The organism is Butyricicoccus porcorum, assembly GCF_051246315.1.
Classification (GTDB): domain Bacteria; phylum Bacillota; class Clostridia; order Oscillospirales; family Butyricicoccaceae; genus Butyricicoccus_A; species Butyricicoccus_A porcorum.
In genome coordinates this window covers 2955834-2979539 of the sequence record NZ_CP178353.1, presented here as the reverse complement: position 1 = coordinate 2979539, position 23706 = coordinate 2955834, and the positions used below count along the sequence as shown (strand labels likewise).

General features: G+C 44.4%; 25 protein-coding genes and 1 pseudogene. 21 read left to right on the top strand and 5 right to left on the bottom strand.

The genetic code is table 11. The annotated features are described in order from the left end of the window. Window positions 1-61 precede the first annotated feature (61 nt). The 4 genes from ACLM7Z_RS14825 to ACLM7Z_RS14810 are packed head-to-tail and all read left to right on the top strand — an operon-like array spanning window position 62 to window position 5414. Window positions 62-2395: a VirB4-like conjugal transfer ATPase, CD1110 family gene (locus tag ACLM7Z_RS14825; RefSeq protein ID WP_435645417.1), complete on the top strand. Its 2334-nt coding sequence runs from the start codon at window positions 62-64 to the stop codon at window positions 2393-2395. A gap of 15 nt (window positions 2396-2410) precedes the next feature. Further along, entirely contained in the window at window positions 2411-2815 is a 405-nt protein-coding gene (locus tag ACLM7Z_RS14820; RefSeq protein ID WP_435645416.1) for a DUF6075 family protein, read from the top strand. A 14-nt stretch (window positions 2816-2829) separates the two neighbouring features. Continuing rightward, window positions 2830-3603, top strand: a complete 774-nt coding sequence (gene srtB / locus ACLM7Z_RS14815; RefSeq protein ID WP_435645415.1) for a class B sortase — start codon at window positions 2830-2832, stop codon at window positions 3601-3603. Between the two features lie 35 nt (window positions 3604-3638). Further along, the gene (locus ACLM7Z_RS14810) at window positions 3639-5414 is read left to right on the top strand and encodes a lysozyme family protein (protein ID WP_435645414.1); all 1776 of its coding nucleotides are present in this window, start codon (window positions 3639-3641) and stop codon (window positions 5412-5414) included. Window positions 5415-5440: 26 nt separating this feature from the next. Here ACLM7Z_RS14810 and ACLM7Z_RS14805 read toward each other — a convergent pair whose 3' ends face one another. The 3 genes from ACLM7Z_RS14805 to ACLM7Z_RS14795 form a co-directional block, all read right to left on the bottom strand. Next, window positions 5441-5800, bottom strand: coding sequence for a helix-turn-helix domain-containing protein (locus ACLM7Z_RS14805; protein WP_435645413.1), 360 nt, complete (start codon window positions 5798-5800; stop codon window positions 5441-5443). Between the two features lie 171 nt (window positions 5801-5971). Further along, window positions 5972-7369 carry a sensor histidine kinase gene (locus ACLM7Z_RS14800; protein WP_435645412.1) on the bottom strand — a complete coding sequence of 466 codons (1398 nt, stop codon included), beginning with the start codon at window positions 7367-7369 and terminating at the stop codon, window positions 5972-5974. A gap of 1 nt (window position 7370) precedes the next feature. After that, window positions 7371-8075, bottom strand: coding sequence for a response regulator transcription factor (locus tag ACLM7Z_RS14795; protein ID WP_435645411.1), 705 nt, complete (start codon window positions 8073-8075; stop codon window positions 7371-7373). A gap of 145 nt (window positions 8076-8220) precedes the next feature. Here ACLM7Z_RS14795 and ACLM7Z_RS14790 point away from each other — a divergent pair, with 145 nt between their 5' ends. The 11 genes and pseudogenes from ACLM7Z_RS14790 to ACLM7Z_RS14740 all read left to right on the top strand — a co-directional run bounded on the left by ACLM7Z_RS14790 (window position 8221) and on the right by ACLM7Z_RS14740 (window position 15813). Further along, window positions 8221-8988: an ABC transporter ATP-binding protein gene (locus ACLM7Z_RS14790; protein WP_435645410.1), complete on the top strand. Its 768-nt coding sequence runs from the start codon at window positions 8221-8223 to the stop codon at window positions 8986-8988. Next, a complete protein-coding gene (locus ACLM7Z_RS14785; RefSeq protein ID WP_435645409.1) occupies window positions 8985-9710 on the top strand; it encodes an ABC transporter permease in 726 nt (241 codons plus the stop codon). The genes ACLM7Z_RS14790 and ACLM7Z_RS14785 overlap by 4 nt, the downstream gene beginning before the upstream one ends. Before the next feature lie 11 nt (window positions 9711-9721). Continuing rightward, window positions 9722-10486, top strand: coding sequence for an ABC transporter permease (locus ACLM7Z_RS14780; protein WP_435645408.1), 765 nt, complete (start codon window positions 9722-9724; stop codon window positions 10484-10486). A gap of 7 nt (window positions 10487-10493) precedes the next feature. Continuing rightward, window positions 10494-10790, top strand: coding sequence for a hypothetical protein (locus ACLM7Z_RS14775; protein WP_435645407.1), 297 nt, complete (start codon window positions 10494-10496; stop codon window positions 10788-10790). 15 nt (window positions 10791-10805) lie between these two features. After that, the gene (locus ACLM7Z_RS14770; RefSeq protein WP_435645406.1) at window positions 10806-11288 is read left to right on the top strand and encodes a hypothetical protein; all 483 of its coding nucleotides are present in this window, start codon (window positions 10806-10808) and stop codon (window positions 11286-11288) included. A 156-nt stretch (window positions 11289-11444) separates the two neighbouring features. Next, window positions 11445-11831 carry a GntR family transcriptional regulator gene (locus tag ACLM7Z_RS14765; RefSeq protein ID WP_178265177.1) on the top strand — a complete coding sequence of 129 codons (387 nt, stop codon included), beginning with the start codon at window positions 11445-11447 and terminating at the stop codon, window positions 11829-11831. A gap of 437 nt (window positions 11832-12268) precedes the next feature. After that, window positions 12269-12697 (top strand): RNA polymerase sigma factor, encoded by a 429-nt coding sequence (locus ACLM7Z_RS14760; RefSeq protein ID WP_435645405.1) that lies wholly within the window; start codon window positions 12269-12271, stop codon window positions 12695-12697. A 585-nt stretch (window positions 12698-13282) separates the two neighbouring features. Continuing rightward, window positions 13283-13654 carry a type II toxin-antitoxin system PemK/MazF family toxin gene (locus ACLM7Z_RS14755; protein ID WP_435645404.1) on the top strand — a complete coding sequence of 124 codons (372 nt, stop codon included), beginning with the start codon at window positions 13283-13285 and terminating at the stop codon, window positions 13652-13654. Further along, entirely contained in the window at window positions 13641-13778 is a 138-nt protein-coding gene (locus ACLM7Z_RS14750; protein WP_435645403.1) for a hypothetical protein, read from the top strand. Before ACLM7Z_RS14755 ends, ACLM7Z_RS14750 begins: the two co-directional genes overlap by 14 nt. A gap of 43 nt (window positions 13779-13821) precedes the next feature. Then, window positions 13822-14373 (top strand): annotated as a pseudogene (locus ACLM7Z_RS14745) (recombinase family protein); the annotation flags it as partial. Window positions 14374-14595: 222 nt separating this feature from the next. Then, on the top strand, window positions 14596-15813 hold the full coding sequence (locus tag ACLM7Z_RS14740) for an IS256 family transposase (protein ID WP_435645775.1): 1218 nt from the start codon (window positions 14596-14598) through the stop codon (window positions 15811-15813). Window positions 15814-15968: 155 nt separating this feature from the next. Here the strand turns inward: ACLM7Z_RS14740 and ACLM7Z_RS14735 are convergent, their stop codons facing one another. Both ACLM7Z_RS14735 and ACLM7Z_RS14730 read right to left on the bottom strand, forming a co-directional pair. Further along, window positions 15969-16487, bottom strand: a complete 519-nt coding sequence (locus ACLM7Z_RS14735; RefSeq protein ID WP_435645402.1) for an IS630 family transposase — start codon at window positions 16485-16487, stop codon at window positions 15969-15971. Further along, window positions 16390-16824, bottom strand: a complete 435-nt coding sequence (locus tag ACLM7Z_RS14730; RefSeq protein WP_087018087.1) for a helix-turn-helix domain-containing protein — start codon at window positions 16822-16824, stop codon at window positions 16390-16392. The genes ACLM7Z_RS14735 and ACLM7Z_RS14730 overlap by 98 nt, the downstream gene beginning before the upstream one ends. Before the next feature lie 54 nt (window positions 16825-16878). Between ACLM7Z_RS14730 and ACLM7Z_RS14725 the strand changes: the two genes are divergently transcribed. The 6 genes from ACLM7Z_RS14725 (at window position 16879) to ACLM7Z_RS14700 (ending at window position 23668) form a co-directional block, all read left to right on the top strand. Continuing rightward, window positions 16879-18165 (top strand): recombinase family protein, encoded by a 1287-nt coding sequence (locus tag ACLM7Z_RS14725; RefSeq protein ID WP_435645784.1) that lies wholly within the window; start codon window positions 16879-16881, stop codon window positions 18163-18165. 74 nt (window positions 18166-18239) lie between these two features. Then, the gene (locus ACLM7Z_RS14720; protein WP_273348969.1) at window positions 18240-19259 is read left to right on the top strand and encodes an aromatic acid exporter family protein; all 1020 of its coding nucleotides are present in this window, start codon (window positions 18240-18242) and stop codon (window positions 19257-19259) included. Window positions 19260-19647: 388 nt separating this feature from the next. Further along, window positions 19648-19815, top strand: a complete 168-nt coding sequence (locus ACLM7Z_RS14715; RefSeq protein ID WP_165761014.1) for a hypothetical protein — start codon at window positions 19648-19650, stop codon at window positions 19813-19815. A 175-nt stretch (window positions 19816-19990) separates the two neighbouring features. Then, the gene (locus tag ACLM7Z_RS14710) at window positions 19991-21028 is read left to right on the top strand and encodes a sugar ABC transporter substrate-binding protein (protein WP_087017253.1); all 1038 of its coding nucleotides are present in this window, start codon (window positions 19991-19993) and stop codon (window positions 21026-21028) included. Between the two features lie 134 nt (window positions 21029-21162). After that, window positions 21163-22662: a sugar ABC transporter ATP-binding protein gene (locus ACLM7Z_RS14705; protein WP_205703604.1), complete on the top strand. Its 1500-nt coding sequence runs from the start codon at window positions 21163-21165 to the stop codon at window positions 22660-22662. A 19-nt stretch (window positions 22663-22681) separates the two neighbouring features. Beyond that, a complete protein-coding gene (locus tag ACLM7Z_RS14700) occupies window positions 22682-23668 on the top strand; it encodes an ABC transporter permease subunit (RefSeq protein ID WP_087017256.1) in 987 nt (328 codons plus the stop codon). Window positions 23669-23706 lie beyond the last annotated feature (38 nt).

The following is a 23706-nucleotide window of genomic DNA, read 5'->3' as shown; positions in this document are numbered from 1 at the left end:
AGGACACCGAAACCAAAGAAATCGAAAAAGAAAAAAGCGAAACACAGCAAGGAGGTAAACAATGCTGAGAACTCTTAAAAATCTGTTCAAGCAGGACAGGGAAAAGTTTGTTGTGCCGAAGTCGGTACAGAATGTTATCCCGATTAAGACAATCTGGGAGGACGGCATATTCCTTGTCGGCAGGAACAAGTACGCAAAGACCTTTAAGTTTGAGGATATAAACTATGCCGTGGCAAGCCGTGAGGATAAGGAAACGATGTTCCTTGAATACTCGGAGCTTCTTAATTCCCTTGACAGCGGTGCGACCACGAAAATCACTATCAACAACCGTCGCTTGAATAAAGCTGATTTTGAACAGACCATTTTAATCCCAATGGCTGATGACGGTTTAGATAAGTACCGCAAGGAATACAACAAAATGCTTCTGGATAAGGCGACAGGGGCTAATTCCATCGTACAGGATAAGTATGTAACCGTATCTGTCTGCAAGAAGAATATCGAGGAAGCCCGAAACTACTTCGCCCGTGTGGGTGCTGACCTTATCGCCCACTTTAACCGTCTGGGGTCGAAGTGTGTGGAACTGGACGCAGGCGACAAGCTGCGTATCTTCCACGACTTCTACCGTACGGGAGAAGAAACAGCGTTCCACTTCGATATTACCCAGACGATGCGGAAAGGTCACGATTTCAAGGATTTTATCTGTCCTGATACCTTTGAATTTGAGAGCGACTGCTTCAGAATGGGTGACAGATATGGGCGTGTGATTTTTCTCAGAGAGTATGCGGCATATATCAAGGACAGTATGGTGGCGGAGCTTTGTGAGCTGAACAGGAATATGATGCTGTCCGTTGATATTATCCCCGTTCCCACAGATGAAGCCGTGCGGGAGGTGGAAAACCGTCTGCTTGGTGTGGAAACCAATATCACGAATTGGCAGAGGAAGCAGAACCAGAACAACAATTTTTCTGCCGTTATCCCCTATGATTTGGAACAGCAGCGAAAAGAAAGCAAGGAATTTCTGGACGATTTGACAACCCGTGACCAGAGAATGATGTTTGCCGTGCTAACGATGGTGCATACGGCAGATTCCAAAGAGCAGCTCGACAATGATACAGAAGCTCTCTTGACTACCGCAAGAAAGCATTTGTGCCAGTTTGCGGTGCTGAAATATCAGCAGATGGACGGATTGAATACAGCCCTGCCATTTGGTGTACGGAAGATAGATGCCCTGCGTACCCTCACAACAGAGAGCCTTGCAGTGTTTATCCCGTTCCGTGTGCAGGAAATTTACCACGAAAACGGTGTGTATTACGGTCAGAATGTCATCAGCAAAAATATGATTATCGCCAACCGCAGGCAGCTCCTTAATGGCAATTCCTTTATTCTCGGTGTGTCGGGTGCAGGAAAATCCTTTACCGCAAAGGAAGAAATGACGAATATCATTCTGACCGACCCTAATGCCGATATAATCATCATTGACCCAGAGCGTGAATATTCCCCGCTTGTGAAAGCAATGCAGGGAGAGGTCATTCATATCTCTGCGACAAGTGAAAATCACATCAATGCTATGGATATGAACTCCGATTACGGTGATGGTGCAAACCCCGTCATTCTGAAATCGGAGTTTATTTTATCCCTTTGCGAACAGCTCATCGGCGGCACGAACTTGGGAGCAAAGCAGAAATCTATCATTGACCGCTGTACGGCAAGCGTCTACCGCTACTATCAGCAGGGCAACTATATGGGAACGCCGCCCACCTTGCAGGACTTCCGTGAGGAACTGTTAAAACAGAATGAGCCAGAAGCACAGGAAATTGCCCTTGCGATTGAGTTGTTTACGGACGGGTCGCTTAATACCTTTGCAAAGCACACGAATGTTGATACTCACAGCCGTCTTATCTGCTATGACATTCTGGATTTGGGTAAACAGTTACAGCCTATCGGTATGCTCGTCGTGCTTGACAGCATCTTAAACCGTATCACCCAGAACAGGGCGAAAGGCAGAAACACCTTTATTTTTATTGATGAAATCTATCTGCTCTTTCAGCACGAATACTCTGCAAACTTCCTCTTTACCCTCTGGAAGCGTGTGCGTAAATACGGTGCGTACTGTACGGGTATTACGCAGAATGTGGACGACCTTTTGCAGAGCCATACCGCAAGGACGATGCTTGCCAACAGCGAATTTATCATTATGCTTAACCAAGCATCTACGGACAGACTTGAGCTTGCCAAGCTCCTTAATATCTCCGACCTTCAGATGAGCTATATCACGAATGTCGGTGCAGGACAGGGATTACTCAAAGTTGGCAGCTCTCTTGTACCATTTGTAAACAAGTTTCCACGCAATACCGAGCTTTACAAGTTGATGACGACCAAGTTCGGTGAGGTCTAAGAAAGGAGGTCTTTTATGGCTGATATTAAATTCCGTGATACGGCTCACCGTGATTTCTTTCTGGAAAATATAATGAAATGCAGAGTGAACGACTGTTATCACAGGGCATTTTTCTATGTGATGGGTATCGCTTCGGAAACGAGGGCGAACATTAACCAGATGTTCAATTTCAAGGAGGACTGCATCGAGCCAGAGGGTATGCACGGCGGCTGGCAGACAAGCGGAACAGTTAAGGTCTGCCATCTTGCTTTTAACCTTTGGAACGGGTATGCAGAGGAAGGGCGGGAACGGTATTTCACGCCAGAGGAGTTGTTCTGCTGTGAGTTTGCTCCCTACTTTATGGAGGGTATTAAGGTCAGATACCCCGAATATTGCAGGGAGCTTCCTGCTCCCAGAAAACAGACGGAAATTTCAAGATAAGAAAGGAAAAGCCTATGAAGAATTATAAATCTATTATCTGTGTTGCCGCCGCCGTGTGCCTGTTAGGTACGGCGGCTTTTTGCGGCTTCCGTATTTACCATCACTATGCACAGGTGGACGAACAGACGGAAGCCTTTGAGGAGATTGCCGAAATGGTAGAGCAGGCTCCCACGGAGGAAACCGTGCCAGACGATGCCCCTGTCAGCGAGGGAAAAGATGTGCTTGCCAAGTATCAGGAATTGTATTTACAGAATGAGGATATGGTCGGTTGGATTTCCATAGCCGGCACGACAATCAATTATCCTGTGATGCAGAGCAGGAACAATCCGAATTTTTATCTGAAGCACAATTTTGAAAAAGAGTACAGTGACTTAGGTACGCCTTATGTGCAGGAGAATTGTGATATTGCCGAAAGTGACAATCTGGTTATCTACGGTCATCACATCAAGGGCGGTAAGATGTTTGGAGCGTTGGAGGATTACAAGTCCAAGAGCTTCTATGAGGAACACAAGAATATTCAGTTTGATACCCTCACAGAGCAGGCAGAGTATGAAATCGTCGCTGTATTTAAGACTGTGGCGTACAGCTCTGAGGGCTTCCGATACTACGACTTTGTTGATGCGGAGAATGAGGAAGATTTTAATTCCTATGTCGGGAAGTGCAAGGAGCTTGCTTTGTATGATACAAGTGTGACCGCTGAATACGGCGACAGGCTCATTACCCTTTCCACCTGCGAATACTCCGCACAGAACGGCAGACTCGTTGTAGTGGCAAAAAAGGTCGGCTGATTTGAACGCAAATCCTCTGGGAAAGGAGGTTTTTTATGGCTGATATTAAAACCAGAGATGCGGTCAAAGGCACGATAAAGACCATAGATAAAGCCGCCATAGCCAGTGAGCGTATGAAGTCTGCCTATGTGGGGATAAAGGAACGGGCAGAACAGGGATATTACGCTGATGAAAACTCTGCCACTGAGTATGCTGCTGACAGGATTTCTTATGCAGCAGACCGTGTAAAGGATGAAGGTATCCACCAGTTCAATAAGCAGGGGCAAAAGGCAGTCAAGACAACGCAGGAGAATATCGGTAAGGCAAAAGATAAAATAAGCGATTTCAAGCAAAGTCGGGCTGTCAAAGCCGCAGAACAGAAAGCAGCACAGAATATGTCAGAACAACACGGCTTGCAGATCCGTCACGGGGCTGCAAGCCGTTTCTCTGCCCCCGATGTTTCCCAGACAGCAAAATCGCAGTTGATAAAGACCCGACAGCAGGGGCAAAAAATGATTAAGACCACAGCTCGAAATGCAGAAAAAGCGGTGAAAACAACTGCTAAGGGAACAGTCAAGACTACCGAAAAGGGAATTAAAACCGCACAGGCAACTTCTAAGGCGGCAATCAAAACGACGGAAACCTCGGTAAAAACGGCACAGGCAGCGGCGAAGGTTTCTGCGAAAACTGCCCAAAAGGCAGCACAGGCGGCAAAAGCCACCGCAAAGGCAACCGCCGAAGCCACCAAAGCGACGGTCAGAGCCACCATAGCTGCGGTCAAGGCGATTATTGCAGGAACAAAAGCTCTGATTTCTGCTATAATTGCAGGCGGTTGGATTGCAGTTGTGATTATTCTCATTGTTGTCCTGCTCGGCTGTGCTGTTTCCCTGTTTGGCGGCGGAAGCGGAAGCAACGCCTATACGCCTGTCAGTGCGGAGGTGGAAGCCTATGAGCCTTTGATACAGAAATATGCCAAACAATACGGCATTTCCGAATATGTGGAGCTTATCAAGGCGGTTATGATGCAGGAGTCTGGCGGGCGTGGACTTGACCCGATGCAGGCGGCGGAAGGCAGCTTTAACACAAGGTATCCACACGAGCCGAATGGGATTAAAGACCCAGAATATTCGATTGAGTGCGGTGTGCAGGAATTAAAGGCAGCCCTTATCTCTGCTGAGGTAGAAAACCCGATTGATATGGAGCATATCAAACTTGCCTTGCAGGGTTACAATTTCGGCAACGGCTATATTTCGTGGGCTAAGACCAACTATGGCGGCTATTCCTATGCCAATGCGGTGGAGTTTTCCACCATGCAGGCGGCACGGTTAGGTTGGGACAGCTATGGCGACACGCAGTATCCCGCCCATGTGCTGCGGTATTATCCATACGGGAGGGCGTTCACAAGCGGCGGTAACCAGGCGATTGTGGAGGTCGCTTTGACACAGCTCGGAAATGAGGGCGGTCAGCCTTATTGGAGTTGGTATGGCTTTGAAGGGCGTGTGGAATGGTGTGCCTGCTTTGTGTCTTGGTGTGCCGACCAATGCGGATATATTGAGAGCGGGATTATCCCGAAATTCGCAGGCTGCGTGGACGGTGCAAATTGGTTTAAGGGTAACGGGCAATGGCAAGACCGAAGTTATGAGCCGTCGGCAGGCGATATTATCTTTTTTGATTGGGAAGGCGACGGAGAAACCGACCATGTAGGCATTGTGGAGAAATGCGAAAACGGTGTCGTTTACACCGTGGAGGGTAACTCTGGCGACGCTTGCAGGCAAAATCAATATACGGTTGGAAGCAGCTCCATCTATGGCTACGGCGTTCCTGCCTATTAAAAATGGGCAAAAGAAAAACCAGAGGTTTATTCCTCTGGCTCTTTTGCCTTACATAGTCCGCTGACAGTTGCTTCAACTATGGACAGCTCTTTATCGTTTAGTTTGTCGAGTTCTGCGTCTAAGCGTCTGCGGACGGAACTTTTCTTGACCTCATTATCTGGGAATATGTATTCATCAACCGATACACCGAATATCGTTACAAGCTGAATGAACAGCTCCAGACTTGGCTTTTGCCCCTCATTTTCAATCGCTTGAAGATGCCTTGGGTCATAGTCAATGATACGAGAAAGCTCATCTCTGGTCATACCTTTTGCAGTTCTTGCTTTCTTGATTGCCTGTCCTATCGGTGTAAAATCGAAGTCAAAATCATTGTTTCTTGCGTCCATAAACTCACCACCTTGTATCAATATAATATTTCTATTATATTTTACAGAAATGAGAGTTCTTATTGAACGGTCTGAAATCCCTTGTAATAAGAGATATAATTTCTATATACAAGAGATAAAAGCTCATATATAAATACCGATGCACCTATAAACAGTGCATCGGCTCTGCTTTTATTCTTGTATTGGCAATGTGACTTTTACTGAAAAACCGCCATAGGAGCTATGCTCGATAATGGTTGTTCCGTCGTGTGCTGATATAATCTGTTTTACGATAAGAAGTCCTAAACCGTGGCGTTGCTCAGCTGTATTTTCGTCACAGACCATATAATGCGGAGCATTATTGAGCTTTTCTATTTGCTCGTCAGTAGTTCCAACGCCGTCATCAGAAATACCTACTGTGCATTTGCCGCTGTCAGCCGTAACGCTGACATAGATTTTACAGCCCTGTTCATTATGATTGATGCTGTTTTGAATGAGATTGCTAATCGCTCGCTTTAGTAAGTCCTTATCAGCATTTACAGGGCATATGGTTAAGGCTTCGTCTGTTTCCCATTCAATCGGATATTTGTCCTCAATATCCATGTTGATAAAATCAACAACTACCTGCCGAACAATAGCAATTAGATTTTGCTTTGCAGGATTTATCGGCTGCATATTGTACTCTAATTTGGACGCAAGATTAAGGTCATTGATTAAGTTCTGTATACGCTTACTTTGTCTTACAATGACTTCTGCCTTTTGTCGTTCTTCAGAAGTCAAAGTTGCATCGTCCTTTAGTTGACCTGCATACCCCATAACCATAGATAACGGAGTTCTGATGTCATGAGAAACTCCTGCAATCCAATTCGCTCTTGCAGTTTCCTTTTTCTTTAACTGTTGCCGCTGTTCCTGCAATATATTAGAAGTCCGATTGATATTGGCAGAAATATCAGAAAGCAGACCTTTTTCTGGAATATGAACAGGCTCTCCGATAGACAAATCTTGTATGCCTTTTGTAATTGGTTTTACAGGTTTTAAGAATTTCATATTTGCTACCACATAAATCAGCAGGATAACCGCAATATTAACAGCAAAAACAATGAAAACGATTTGTGGTAAGTGGGCAAAAAAGTTATAGTTCCAACTCGCACTTGTATGTTTCCAAAAGCTGTCTTTAGGATAGCCAAGAACGACAATGCCATTTTCTGTTTCGCCCGTGTAAGTAGGATACCCATCGAGATACCCGACAGATAAATCAGCTATATCAGACAATGAGTAACTAGCAGGTATTGTATCGGGAACATTTTCTGTTTTCCACACGATTTGCAGGGTATCGTTATCTACAACAAAGGCCCATATATTTTGTTCTTTTAACTGCGTGGAAACATCTTCCTGCAATGTATATCCGCTTTCGGATATTTGAAACGCCTTGCCTGTTTGTGTTGCCACATTATATGGCGAGTCAGCAACAGATGGCGATTGCCAAACCATAAGGAACGCTAATATAGCAAAATTAGCAAATACCAACAGCACGAAGCTCAACAAAAGAATACCCGTAAAACGCCATATAAGTTTAGGTAAATTGTTCATGTTATCTGCCCTCCACAATCAGCTTGTATCCCAATCCTTTTACTGTTATCAGTGAAACAGGTTGTGAAGGATTTTCCTCTATTTTTTCTCGGATACGGCGTATGTGTGCCATTAAAGAGTTTTCATATCCAAATGGATTTTCGCCCCAAGCCGCTTCACACAGAGCATCTATTGTTACAATCCGACCTGCATTGCGGTATAAAACAGCCAAAATGTCGTGCTCTTTTGCCGTTAGAGCGATATGCTCTCCGCCTTTGATTATCTCTGCACGGTCAAAATCAATTTCGCTGTTTTGCAATTTTACAAGAGGATTTTCGTCCTTATAGCTTCTTCGTAGAATAGCCATTATACGGAATGTTAGCTCCTTTGGTAAAAATGGTTTGACGACATAGTCATCAGCACCAAGACCAAACCCCTTGAATTTATCCTCGTCCTCTCCACGGGCTGTCAAAAATAATATTGGGTATTCGCCTTTCTGCTTTAACTGTTCCATTAAAGAAAAGCCGTTACCGTCTGGCAGCATTACATCAAGGATAGCAAATTCTGGTTGAAAATTGTCTGCTAAAACAAGTGCTTCTTTGACGGTTTTTGCGGTGGCAATATTGTTAAATCCTTCCTCATTCAGAATAGACACAACCATATCCAAAAGCTCCTGCTCGTCATCTACAAGCAACAGGCGTTTATCTTTCAAATATTCAAAATTCATACGGACACCTTCTTCCTAATTAAATATTATAGCATAGAATTTTGAAATTTCCTAATGTGCGAATGAATGTAAGGTAAATGTAAGGTGGATAGAAGGTTGCCACAAGGTTGGTGTTGTACCATAAGGACAGAAAGGAGATGTTGCTATGAACAACTATATTATCAAAACAGAGCAGTTGACAAAAAAATACAAATCTTTTGTTGCTGTCAATGATGTTTCACTGCATATTCGAAAAGGGAGTATTTACGGCTTTTTAGGTCCGAACGGTGCAGGAAAGTCTACTACAATGAAAATGCTCTTAGGGCTTACCGCCCCGACAACAGGCAGCTTTGAAATTGACGGTAAACAGTTTCCGAATGACCGTCTTTCCATCTTGAAAGAAACAGGTTCTTTCATTGAGTCGCCATCCTTTTATGCAAACTTAACAGGCAAAGAAAACCTGGATATTATAAGGCGTATTTTGGGATTGCCTAAAAGTGCTGTTGAGGACGCATTAGAATTGGTAGGTCTTTCTGAGTTTGGCGACCGCCTTGCTAAAAAATACTCGTTGGGTATGAAGCAGAGATTAGGACTTGCAGGTGCATTGCTTGGCAGACCCCCTATTTTGATTTTGGATGAGCCGACAAACGGACTTGACCCGTCTGGCATACATGAAATCCGAAATCTGATTAAGTCGTTACCCGCCCTTTATGATTGTACCATTCTTATTTCCTCTCATATGCTGTCTGAAATCGAGCTGATGGCAGATGATATAGGAATACTTAATCATGGGCGTCTGCTTTTTGAGGGCAGTCTGGATAGTTTACGGCAGAACGCAATGCAGTCTGGATTTGCCGCTGATAATCTGGAAGATATGTTTCTGAGTATGGTAGATAAAGATAATGCAAGCAGAAAGCAGAGGGCAATATTATGAGAGTGTTATCTATTGAGCTTCGGAAAGAAAAAAGAACAGGCGTTATTCCGTTAATGCTTGCGGTTGGAATTTTGGGTGCGGCATACGCACTTGTAAACTTTATTGTACGGAAAGATACGCTGCTTAATTTGCCGTTAGCTCCTATGGATGTTCTTCTTACGCAGGTTTATGGCATGATTATGGTGCTAAATATGTTTGGCGTTATCGTTGCTTCCTGTATCATATATAACATGGAATTTAAGGGAAGTGCCGTGAAAAAGATGTATATGCTGCCAATGAGTGTTCCTGCTATGTATTTTTGCAAGTTTTTAATTTTGACGGTCATGCTTTTATTTGCCATAGGCTTGCAGCACTTAGCTCTTGCTAAAATTGGAATGACAGATTTGCCAGAGGGAACATTTGAACTTGGAACATTGTTGTCTTTTGCAGGATATTCTTTTACGACATCAATGCCTGTATTAGCTTTTATGCTTTTCATATCCTCTCGATTTGAAAATATGTGGATACCGCTTGGCATTGGAGTGGCAGGCTTTTTAAGCGGAATGGCGTTAGCGACATCAAATATAAAATGGTTATGCGTCCATCCGTTTGTAGTTATGCTGAAGCCTGCCGTTGCGACGAGTGCAAAGCCAGATATGACTATTGTAATAATAGCATTGATTGAGACAGCCGTCTTGCTTTTTGCAGGATTATGGACAGCAAAAAATCTGCGTTATGAATAGGAGGTGCCGATATGAGTTTTTTAGAATTACTTAAAATTGAATTTATGAAAGTTAAGAGAAGTAAAATTGTTCCTCTGATTTTCATTGCTCCGATATTGGTAGTAGCTTCTGGTGTCGCAAATCTGCAAAGCTATTTTACACCCGAATACACCAATGCCTGGGCGGCAATGTTTATTCAAAGTGCATTAGTATATGCCTATTATTTACTCCCATTTAGTATGATTGTTGTTTGCGTAATGCTTGCAGGACGTGAAACGGGAAACAACGGAATATTAAAAATGTTGGCGTTGCCTGTTAGCCGATATGCACTTTCTGCCGCAAAATTTTGTGTGTTGCTATTCTATTTGTTCATGGAAATGGTTGTGTTTCTTGGTGTATTTGTTGTTGCAGGATTGATTGCAACGAAAAGCGCAGGAATTACGGAAGCATTACCTATCATGTATTTGCTGAAATGGAGCGTTGGTCTGTTTCTTACTATGCTTCCGAGTATAGCAATCATGTGGGCAATTACAGTATTGTTTAGCAAGATGCTACTTTCTGTCGGATTGAATCTATTGTTGGTTATTCCCAGTGTCTTAGTAGCGAATACACCACTTTGGATTGCTTATCCCTATTGTTATAGCGGCTATTTGGTTTCGTGTTCTTTACATGATTTCAGCGTAGGAAGTGAGAGTACAGCTTTTCAGCTATTTCCGTTTTTACCATGTGCGATATTGATTTTTACTTCGGTACTTGTAGTGGCGGTAACACGCTTTGGAAAAAAAGAAATGAGGTAATACGATTATGGAAAATAAAAAAATAAAAAAACTGAGTATAGCAGCAATTGTCATTAGTATATTGCCGTTGACAACTTTTATCCCATCCCTGCTGAACATTACATTGTCTGATGGAGTGCGTTCGGTCTGGGCAGGTGTAAATATAGTATCTGTATTGGTTGGGTTTGCACTATCCGTTGTCTGCGTTAAAAATCACGATAGCAGAAGTGTTGTAAACATTATTGGGATGGTTATTAGTAGCTTATGGATATTGCTTATATGCGGTATTCTTGCACTTGCAGTATTCCTTAACTTTATTCAATAGAGAGGTATTCTTATAATGAGAAAAATATTTATCTCTTTAATACTGGTGTTGTGTTTGACTTTTTGTGTTGCAGGGTGTAGCTCCAATCATAATAATGGAAATTTGACAGATAAGCTGATTGATGGTTGGGATAGTTGGATGCAATCATACAGTAAACACGCATTGACAAAAGCAAAAGACCTGCAAGGTGAAAAGACCGAGGGTGATGACGCATATACAGGTACTTATACTGCTACCTATGATGGCTTTAACGGAAAAGAATTTATTTTCGGCGGGACTGCTTTGGAACGAGAAAACGGTAATCAACTGAAAGTGACCTATACATTAAGTATAGATGAAGGTACGGCTGAGTTGTATTGGATTGCAGGTAATGATGAATATACGATTGCGAATGACAATTCAGAGGACACAAAGGAGTACACTATCTCGTCTGGAGATAACTATATCGTCCTTAAAGGGGAAGATTTTAGCGGTACTCTGACATTGACCGTAGAATGACAGGCTTGTATTTCAGAACATGTCTATCTTATACCATAACTGGTATCAGCGTGATCCTAATCGGAATACTGCTAATACCAGTTGGCATATTGCTTATGCTTATTTTTATTCTATGGACTTCTACGGATGAAATTTTACGATTGTTGGAGGAAAAAAATGAATTATGAAAAATGGGCGTTTCACGACATAACCCCTATTTCCAGACAACTTATCCAGAAGCTGATATATGCTATTTTGAGTAATGAGCTTTCCTCTGGGGATAGTATTCCGTCTGTTCGTGAAATGGCTGAAATACTACATATCAATCCAAATACCGTTTTGAAATCTTATAAGGCGGTAAAACAAGAACACCTCATTATTTGCTCTAAGGGCGGAAAGTATTCTGTTACGCAAGATTATGATTGCATACAGCAGGTAAAGCAAAATACCATTAAAGAACTTTGTTGCTCATATTTGAGCAAGATGTTTGCATTGGGATTTAGCAAATCCGAAGCTATTGAACAGTTACAAAATTACTGCGATAAGCTAAGTTGTCATCAATAAAGAACTATTAATAGAAAGGCATCAGCCCACCAAATAAAAAAAACGGTGCTTTGGTGGGCGGCTTTGTCACGCCCAGATAAAATTCCAACTGCCCTCTAAACCCGTTTTCGAGTTTGGAGGGATTTTTATGTGTTGGGCAAATCCAACCACGCTGCTTATCAGAAGCAGCAGCTATTTACATAGTGTCATGCACAAGTGAGGATAACCTGTTAAAAAAAGCCTTGCTTGCTCGTGGCACTTTTCTACTTTTCAAATAGAAGTCACATATCCATATCATAGAGATAATTATGCGTATTGCCGTAGAGGTCTTAGTACCTTTGCGGCTTTTTGTTTGTCGTTTTTTATTGGAACGCAGGAGAAGTCTGTTTCGGGCATTGGCTGTCGTAGCCCACCTCAATCTGAATTTTCTCAAAAAAATCAGATTGGAGGTACACATTATGGCTTACAACAAAGCCAGAGAAGAAAAGAAATGGCGGCTCTGGAAAGAAGCCGAGGAAAAGCAGTTACGGAGCTTGGGGGTTAATGGGGACGATATAGAAAAGCTCCGTGTTCACGATTGGGCGATTTTTAATTCAGACAGACGGTATTATCAACGAGTGCAGGAAACAGGTACATATCTTGACGAGCTTGCTGAAGATACTACACAGCCCGAAGTCAAAACGGTTGAGGATTTTCTGGACAGCATCGAAAATCAGCACCTCTATCAAGTTTTGATTAAGGTGGACAGGCTTACATTGCAGATTGCTTTTATGAAGATACAAGGATATTCAACCCGTGAAATTGCGGTGTATCTGGATATTACTGAAAAAGCTGTTTACAGAAGAATGGATAGGCTCAAAGAAAAATTAAAAAAGTTTTTTGAGTAGAGGGGAAAATTGAATATTCCCACGGGCTACAGGGTGAGAGGACAAAAAACTCTTGCCCTGTTTTCCTTTGTGTGGCGAAAACGGGATTGCTCCTTGACAACCGAATACCCATTCGCCAAATACTTTCTCTTTGTGATTGTGATGAGCATAAGCGTGTGTAGCGGTACGCCACGACCTGCCAAGCGGCAGCGAGCGATTGAAAGGTGGTGAGCCTATCTTTACCGACTCAAAATATCGGGCAGCTCCCGATTTCGCCATAACCCACAAAGAGGATAATGATACTCCCGTCCAGTCACAGTCCGAGCGTGAAAAAACCGTCGCAGGCAATGAGGGCGGCTCTGTCAGAACGACAGTTGGGGTGGAACTCCCGTGGCGTCAGTTCGCTGCTGACCGTTTGGCGACTTCCCATAGCATTTCGGGGTGTCGAGGACAAGTTGAAATGCTTCTATCATATCAGCCAAACGAAAGGCGGTCATAAGAACAGAGATATTGTTAAGATACTTCCGACCTTAAATACTTCCTTGCGTTTGGCTGCCTACATAGGCAGGAAGCACCTGTCTAAATCATATTGGGAGGTCAAACACAATGGAAAGAATTATTAAGCGTGGCGACATTTACTATGCGGAGCTTAATCCCGTTATCGGCTCAGAACAAGGCGGCACAAGACCTGTACTTATCATTTCCAATGATATAGGAAACAAGCACAGCCCGACGGTAATCATTGCAGCAATTACGAGCCGAGTACACACAAAAGCAAAGTTGCCCACACATACCGCAGTAAGTAATTATGAAGGACTTGACAAGGACTCTGTTATCCTGCTTGAGCAGATACGGACGATTGATAAGCAGAGGTTAAAACAGTATATGGGAATGATGCCCAATAGCATAATGGCAAGGGTTGACAAGGCTCTTGCCATTAGTGTTTCTCTGAAAGGAGGTCAAAATGGACAATATTAAAGTAGATAAATATACCGCAGCTCTGAAACTCATTGAGATACTTCTTGAAAAAGGAAAAATAAATCAAGCCACATATACAAATATCGTGAAGCACACCAATTCGCACATTTCACAAGCGGATTGATAATAGGTAGAATGTAATCAGCACAGAAATGGAGGTATGCTTTATGAATACAGCAGTAAATGAATATAATTACCGATTTAAGCTCACAGATTATGCTCAGTTTGATAGAAATAGAGCCAGAAATGTTGCTATTTATGGTCGTGTATCAACAGAACACGAAGCACAGTTGTCTGCATTGGAAAATCAGTTACAATGGTATGATGACCAAGTAAAATATCATCCGAACTGGACGGTCTGTGAACGATATATTGATGAAGGTATCACGGGAACACAGGCAAAAAAACGCCCTGCCTTTTTGAAAATGATTGAAGATGCCAAGCAAGGTAAATTTGATTTAATTGTTACCAGAGAGGTATGCCGTTTTGCACGAAATGTTGTGGATACCCTTGTTGTTACAAGAGAGTTGAAAGGCATAGGCGTTGAGGTGTTTTTTATCGACGATAATATTTGGACAATGGACGGAGATGGAGAACTGCGGCTATCTCTTATGGCAACATTGGCACAGGAAGAAAGTCGTAAGACTTCCGAGCGTGTAAAAGCAGGTCAGAAAATCAGCCGTGATAATGGTGTTCTCTATGGAAACGGTAATATTTTATAGCAATCCAACGAATTACTGCACATAGCCACATGAACGAAACCAACCAAAGCAATCGGATTGGCGAATAGTAGAAAATGCCCGCTTAATTGCCTCAGGAAGTTGGAGCCTGTGAAAAAATCTCTGTAAAAGTCGCCAAAGATAGTCTTTTATGATATGATCAATTCACAGGAGGTCGATTTTATGCCTAGAGGAAAGAAGAAACCAGCACATCGTGTCCAGATGACCGATGGTAAGCGTGCTATCATCCAGGGATTACTTGAGGAATACGATATTCAGACCGCTGAAGATATTCAGGACGCACTCAAGGATCTGCTTGGTGGCACAATCAAAGAAATGATGGAATCAGAAATGGATGCGCATCTCGGCTACTCGAAATCTGAACGCACGCATGATGAAGAGAGTGATCGAAACTATCGCAACGGATACAAATCCAAAGAAGTGAATTCCAGCTATGGCAGCTTGGATATCAATGTGCCGCAGGATCGTAAATCAACTTTCCAGCCTAAGGTAGTCAAAAAACGTCAGAAGGATATTTCTTCTATTGATCAGAAAATTATCTCCATGTATGCAAAGGGAATGACTACGCGCCAGATATCTGAAACTTTGGAGGAAATCTACGGATTTGAAGCCTCTGAAGGATTTATTTCAGACGTTACAGATAAGATTCTGCCGCAGATTGAAGAATGGCAGAATCGCCCTCTCGACGAGGTTTATCCGGTACTGTTTATTGATGCAATCCATTACTCCGTTCGTGACAATGGTATCATCCGGAAGCTTGCGGCATATGTCATTCTTGGCATCAACACTGAAGGTAAGAAAGAAGTGTTGATGATTGAAGTCGGTGACAACGAAAGCGCAAAGTATTGGCTTTCTGTTATGAATGGCCTTAAAAACCGAGGTGTGAAGGACGTGCTTATCATCTGCGCTGATGGTCTGACCGGCATCGGAGAAGCCATTGGAACCGCCTTTCCTAAGACAGAATACCAGCGCTGCATCGTTCATCAGGTCCGCAATACGCTCAAGTATGTAGCGGACAAGGATAGAAAACTGTTCTCGGCTGATCTGAAGAAGATTTATTCAGCGCCGACCGAGGCCAAAGCTCAGGAAATCCGCGATAATGTTGCAGAAAAATGGGACGAAAAATACCCCCGTGCTATGAAATCCTGGTTCACAAACTGGGATGCTCTGACGCCAATTTTCAAGTTCTCTGCGGACGTCAGAACCGTCATTTACACAACGAATGCTATTGAGAGCCTGAATTCTACTTACCGCAAGCTGAATCGCCAGAGAAGTGTATTTCCGAGCGATCAGGCGCTGCTGAAAGCCCTTTATCTGGCAACATTCGAAGCCACTAAAAAGTGGAAGATGCCGATTCGAAACTGGGGAAAAGTCTATGGAGAACTGGCCATCATGTACGAAGGTCGTCTGCCCGAATAACAAAAGCCTTTATGCCAACGGAAATATTTTCCTGCTATCGCAGGCACCGAGATCTACGTACACCCTTTTGTTAATCATTAAGCATGAGCTGACAGCAGTTTCTGCTGTCAGCCACAACCAATCTTTAGCATAGAAGGCTATTTACAGAAAAGTTTTCACACTCCCGGAAGTTGTGCTGCAATACGTATCTTCTGCTTTCTGAGATTGGCCTTGAGTTTTGACCACATCTTCTCAATTGGATTCAGATCGGGACTGTATGGCGGCAGATACAGATACCGGACGCCGGCCCTATCCAATAGCTCTTTTACAATCTTTGCATGATGAGAACGCATATTATCCATTACAATGATATCTGTTTCAGACAGCGTTGGCAGAAGAGTAGAGCTCAGATATTCCGCAAAACGTTCTGCTGTCGTTCCACCTTGATAGATTGTATATGCAGTCTCTCCGGTAATGCGGACAGAAGACAAAATAGTAGTATTGGCCGGCGTATTGACAGGAGTGCTGTCAATTGCTCGTCTTTCTTTCCGGGCACGGGCATAATGCCTTGTCATATTTGTGTTGACTCCGCTTTCATCAAGAAATACCAGGCTGTTTGCGGCGTTCTCCGGTATAAGCTGCTCCCAATTTTTCCGTTTTTGCTGTACATCGGGGACGCTCCTGTTCCGAAGCATGCAGAGACTTCTTTTTATAGACATATCCAAGCTTCAAAATTGTTTTACGTACCGTTTCATCACTTACATGGAGTTGGAGTGTATCAATAATCTCATTAATTGTAATATCCGGCTGTTGCTGGATCAAACAGTCAATATTCTGAATATCTTTCCGGCTCAGAGAAGGTTTGCGTCCACGCAGGGAAGTCCTCGTTTCAACAGAACCGGTCTCTCTCATCCGCTTTACCAAACGGTAGACTGTGCTTGTATTTACACCAAAACATTCTGCTACTTCTTTTGCATTATGCGTTCTATTCCATGCTTCAATCAACAATTTTCTGGCTTCGTTGTGCAACATAATAATCACCTCTTGATTTAATCATAATACCTTTGTCAAGAGAGTGCACTATTTATTTGGATTGCTATAGGTTATGACCGTGTTGGAGATACCTATGTTATCAATGAGGAACAGGCAGAAACGGTCAGAATGATATATGATTTGTATCTGCAAGGTTATGGCTCGATGAAAATCGCAAAGATTTTGACGGAGCGAAAAAGGAAAACAGCATCTGGACTTATAAAGTGGAGCGTTTCAAATATTATGAGAGCGATAAAAAATGCCACCTACACAGGAACAAAGTGTTACAACAAATCCAGAAGCAATAATTTTTTAGAGCAGAAGCGAATTAACAATCTTGATATGTCCACTTATGAATATGTTGAGGGAGATTTCCCTGCTATTATTTCTCAAGAGATATGGGATAAAGCACAGGCAATAAGGGAAAGTAGAGTAAAACCTGTATGTGTATCGGCAGGGAAAAACACACATAGTAAGCGTGATTCACGAGATATATGGGTCAATAAGCTACGTTGCTCCTGCGGCTCATCATACCGTAAAAATAAATGGCATACGAAATTGGACGGAAAAACCTCTTACGGTTATCAATGCTACAATCAGCTTAACAACGGAATTAAACGGAAAAGAGCTGAAATCGGTTTAGATACTGAGGGATATTGTGACAGCAGAATGATAACCGATTGGAAACTCGATTTTATGGCAAAAGCTCTGTTAGAGCATCTCTGGACGGAGAGAAAAGAGTCTGTACTGATTGCGTTAGACCTTATTAAGTGTTATTATAAAGAAGAAAAATCTAACGAAACTCAATCCGATACGGTAACGATACAGGCAAAATTGGATAAGGCAAATAGCAGACTGACTAACTTGATTGCTATGAGAGCTGATGGAGAGATTTCCAAAGACGAGTATCAAGCAATGAGAAGTCCTGTCGATGAAGAAATCAAGAAACTTCAAAAAGCACTTGATGGAATTCCACAGGAAAAAAGCAATCCGAAAGGATTGGATATAGAGGGTATCCGTTCCACTCTGAACAGCCTTATTGATTTTAGTGGTAGCACTATCAGCCACGATGTTGTCAATCAGTTTGTATATCTGATAACACCGACATCGGATACCACATTTGATTGGTATGTTAATCTGAATGGGACAGCAGATGTGAAAGCAACCTTTACAGCGGAAGGCAGAAAGAAAAACTGCATTATCAAATTAGAGGAAATCGAAAAGATTTCCTCGGTACATAGGGGAGAGAATGAGGACAATGCTCATTTCATTAAAAACCCCCATATTTTTACCTATCTGCACAGGCAGCACTGGAAGACAAATAAACGGTTAAACGGTTGATATGCAGGGCACATTGCTGAGAGATCGGCGGTGTGCCCTGCTTTCTCAAAAGAAGAATGGAAAAGGGGCGCGGGATGACAGGCTGGGATTGGGAAATCTGGAGAAAAAACAGCGTGCGTGCGCTGAAAATTGCGATCGGCAGCTGTATGGCAATTTTTATTGCGGAACTGTTGCAGCTGGACTATGCCATTTCGGCGGGCACGATTGCGCTGCTCTCCATCGTTACGACAAAATGGGCAACCGTCCGGCTGGCATCGGCGCGCCTGCTGTCGTTTGGTTTTGCTGTGGTAGCTGCGCGCACGGTGGTCTATTATATGGAAAGCACCTGGCTCGCTTTTGGTGTGTATGTGTTTGTCGTTGTCATTATCAGTTACATGCTCAAATGGGATCAGTCCATTTCAGTCAATGTCGTGGCGGGCGCCCATCTGGTGATGGCGGAGGAATTTACCGGGGCTGCCGTGATAAATGAATTTCAGCTGGTATGCATCGGTATCTGTATCGCAATTGTGCTCAATCTGCTGTTTCCTGACCAGAAGAAGACCATTATACGCAGTATGCGTGAGACGGAACAGATGTTGCAGGACATTATGGAAGGGCTGGCGGATTATCTGCATGGCCGTGAAATGGATCGCAGTGTCTGGGAGGAAATCACGGAACTGGAGGACAAATTGGAGCGTGCAGTTGCACGCGCCTATGAATATCAGGACAACACCTGGGCCTCTCATCCGGCGTATTATATCCGGTATTTTGAAATGCGCGCGCGGCAGTGCAGCCTGCTGCACAATCTGCATGAGGAAATGCGCAGGATACGGTGTATGCCGCGACAGGCAGAGATTGTATCCGGCTATCTTTTGTATCTCAGACAATACGTTGTGGAAATCAATGCGCCGGATGCACAGATGGAGCAACTGACACAGATTTTTCAGCAGATGCAGTATCAGCCGCTTCCGAAGGACAGACAGGAATTTGAAAATCGTGCCATTTTGTATCACATTCTCATGGATATCGAGGAGTTTTTGTTGCTGAAAAAGCGATTTGTTGAAACACTGGACGAAAAGCAGAAAAAAATTTACTGGAATACATCCGGGCGGTAAAATGGGAGTCCGGGACAGAAAACAGTGCGTACAGAGGCGAAACAGCCCCTGCACCGCTGTTTTTTCTTTTACAAATAGAATGCGGTAAAAAGAAATATTTTGCGAAAGCGCGGCAATGCGGCACGGGCTAGCCGGAGAGCGGGAGAAATCGAAACGGAAAGAAGAAATACAGACAGCGTGCACGCACACGCAACAGCGAGACATTTATCCATATTCGTTAAGAAAATGACGGAATGCACGCAATGTGCACGCGCACGCGTGCAGTGTGCATCTATCGGAAAAAAACTAATTATTGGAAAAAACCAAAGGAAAAAAGTAAAGAAAACAGCAATTAAGTGATAATATTTGGAAGAAAAAGCGAGAAAAAACATGGATAAAAAGGAAATGAATGACAGATTGCACAAATAAAGAATCGCAAAAAATCACAACAGAACGCAATATTTCTATAGAATATTCAGGGAGAATGGTGGAAAATGGGAAAAATTATCCTATATTTCACAGACAATTGAAGAAAAGAAAAAATGCAATTGAGCTTGAGCAAAAAAATGGATGTTAATAATATACAAAAACGGAGCGTTTTTCTTGGAAAAGTTGCATGAAATCTTGTGAGTTTACCAAAACAATTCCCGAAACGCTTGCAATTGTAACATTTGAGTGATATTCTGAATACATCCAAAAAGTCATGCGTGAATCCCAAGCGCGCATGGCGAAAAAAGAAGAGGAGAAGAACTATGAAACTGAAGAAAATGATGGCAATGCTTCTTGTCGGCGCCACTTGTGTCGGCATGATGGCAGGTTGCGGAAGCTCTGGCAGTTCTTCCGGCGGCAATGGCTCAGCAGAATCTACTGGTTCTGGCGAGAGCGGAAAAATCACGCTCGTTATGGCACAGCGCGATGAGTTCCTGTCCACGCTCGAAGCAGCAGCTACCAAGGCAGCAGCGGAAAAGGGCTACAAGCTGACCGCACAGGACGCACAGTCTGACTCCCAGAAGCAGATTCAGTTCGTTGAAACCGCTAAGAATGGCGGCGAAGACGCTGTAATCGTCAACCCGGTTGACTCCGATGCAGCTCAGTCTATTGTCGATGCAGCTGGCGACATGCCGCTGGTATTCGTTAACCGTCCGCCTACGGATCTCCACGTGCTCGACGCAGAGAACGTAGCATTCGTTGGTTCCGATGAGGACACCTCCGGTTACTTCCAGGGCGAGTATCTGGCACAGTACTACAAGGACAAGGGCCAGACCGAAATCAAGTACATCCTTCTCCAAGGTATTCTTGGTCAGGTTTCCCAGATCAAGCGCTGCGCAGGCGTTGTAAAGGCTCTTGAGGACAACGGCATCAAGGCAACTCCGGTTGTTGAGCTGGCAGCTGAGTACGACCGCGCGAAGGCAATCGACAAGATCAGCCCGGTTCTGACCTCTGGTCAGGAATTCGACTGCATCATTTCGAACAACGACGCGATGGCTCTGGGCGCAGTTGAAGCATGCGAGAACGCAGGCATCACCATCGATTTCCCGATCGTTGGTATCGACTGCACCAAGGACGGCGCAGCAGCTGTTGAGTCCGGCAAGATGGCTATGACCGTATTCCAGAATCCGGAAGGCCAGGGCATTGGTGCTGTTATGGCATGCGCAAACCTGATCGCTGGTAAGGCAATCAACGAAGGCACGGATTACGATCTGGACAGCAACGGCGAGTCCTACAGCGATTCCATTATCTGGGTTCCGTTCGAGCCGGTAACCAAGGATAACGTAGCTGATTACATGTAAGTTGTACATTTGAGAGACTGTATCAACGAAAAATGAGTTGAGACGTTGGGGGCGTCGGACGATGTCTGGCGTCCCCAATTATCAAGTAGGAAAGGCAGGGTGAACAAAACGTGAGTGAAGAGTATATCCTCGAAATGCAAGACATTGTCAAGGAATTCCCGGGTGTCCGGGCGCTGAAAGGTGTCCAGCTGAAGGTTCGCCCCGGCACTGTCCATACCCTCATGGGCGAGAACGGTGCAGGTAAGTCGACATTGATGAAGTGTCTGATTGGCATTCAGCCGCCGACCTCTGGCAAGATTATTTTCGACGGCAAAGAAGTAGAGTTTAAAAACCCGCTGCAGGCGATGAATTCCGGTATTACCATGATCCATCAGGAGCTTTCTCCGGTCCCGGAACGCACCGTCTGTGAAAACCTGTGGCTTGGTCGCTTCCCGATGAAGAATCCCCTCATGTGCGACCACAAAAAGGCGCGTCAGGAAGCACTCGATCTGTTCCAAAAGTGGAAGCTCGATCTGAATCCGGACGATATGATGAAGGATCTGACGGTTGCGAAGCAGCAGATGGTAGAAATTGCAAAGGCAGTTTCCTATGACGCAAAGGTCGTCGTTATGGACGAACCGACCTCCGCTCTGACTGAGACGGAAGTTGAGCACCTGTTCAGCATCATTGCTGATCTGAAGTCGAAAAACGTTGCGATTATCTATATCTCTCATAAGATGGATGAGATTTTCCGCATTAGTGATGATATTACCGTATTCCGCGATGGCGAGTACGTCGGTACAGACCGTGCGGAAAATCTGGACGTAGACAAGCTCGTTACCATGATGGTAGGCCGCCAGGTAGGCAACATGTTCCCGAAGGTTGACTGCCCGATCGGCGACGTTATTCTGGAGGTCAAGGATCTGGCATCCGGCAGAGCGTTTGAGCATGTCAGCTTCGACCTGCACCGCGGCGAGATCCTCGGCTTTGCAGGACTGGTCGGCGCAGGCCGTACTGAAATTGTAGAGACCATCTTTGGTATCCGCCAGAGAACGGCTGGCCAGATCTTTATCAATGGTGAAGAAGTACATATCAAGAGCCCGGAGGATGCGATCAAGAACAAGATTGGTCTTCTCACCGAGGACCGTCGAGGAAACGGTATCTTCGGACTGCTTGACATTACCGAGAACACCGTTATGGCTAACTTGAAGAACTATGGTTTCCCCCAGAATCATAAGAAGATGAAGGAAGATGCCATCAAGTGGAATAAGGCAATGCGCACCAAGACTCCTTCCATGGAGCAGAAGATCATGAACCTCTCCGGTGGTAACCAGCAGAAGGTTCTGGTAGCGCGCTGGCTGCTGCTTGATCCGGACATCCTGATTGTCGATGAACCGACCCGTGGTATCGACGTCGGTGCAAAGGCAGAAATTCACTCCATCATCACGAAGCTCGCCGGTGAAGGCAAGGCAATTATCATGATTTCCTCCGAGCTTCCGGAAGTATCCGGTATGGCTGACCGCATGATCGTCATGTACGAAGGACATATGATGGGTATCCTCAACCGTAACCGCGAAAGCGATACACCGTTTGATTCTGACGAAGTCATGAAATATGCGCACGGCGAAAAGAACGATTTCGCTACCGCAAAGTAAAGAAAGGGGAGACTGAAACATGGAAGCAACAAAAAAGGGCTTTGATTTCAAAAAATTCATGTCTAACAACGCAATGTGGTTCGTCCTCATCGTTCTGGCAGTCCTGCTGACGATTGCGCGTCCGGCATTCCTGACGGTCGCAAACATGACTACATTGTTTACATCGGAATCCATTAAGGGTATTATCACCTGTGGTGTCTGCTGGTGCATCCTGTCCAAGGGCATCGACCTTGGCCCCGGTTCCGTAGCAGCTCTCGCAGCAGTTATTTCCGCATCCTTTGCACAGCAGTCCGACGCGCTGAACAGACTGCACAGCATCCATCTGCCGGCAATTGTTTGTATCATTATCGGTATGATTATCGGTGCTGTCATCGGTATTATCGTTGGCTGGCTGGTAGCTTACACCCACATTCATCCGTTTATTGCAACCCTCGGCTCTCAGCTGATCTGCCGTGCACTTGCTAAGATGTATTCGTCCGCTCCGGTATCCAATCTGGATCAGAGCTTCCGTAACTTCGCAATCTACAAGATTGCAGGCATCCCGATGGTTGTATTCATCTTCCTGCTGATCTTCATCATCTCCTGGTTTATGATGACCCAGTGCCGGTTCGGTAAGAATATCTTCGCAATCGGCGGCAACGATCAGGCAGCTCGCGTAGCTGGTATCAACGTAGAGAAGAACCTCGTTCTGACTTATATGTGGTCCGGCATCTGTGCAGGCCTTGCAGGCGCTCTGCTGGCAGCACGTACCGGTTCTGCTGACCCGTCCACCAACGGCCTGCAGTACGAGTTCGACGCAATCGCAGCAGCTACCGTAGGCGGCACCTCCCAGACCGGTGGTGTTTGTAGGATGTCCGGCGTTCTGTCCGGTATCCTCGTTCTCGGCGTTATCAACAACGGCCTGGTTCTGCTGGGTGCAAACGATAACCTGACCCAGATTATCAAGGGTCTCATCATCGTAGGCGCCGTAGTTGTTGATATGAGAAAGAACGCGAAGAAGCCGTAAGATCTTTTCTCTTTTCAAAACGAAGGACAGCGGGCTGT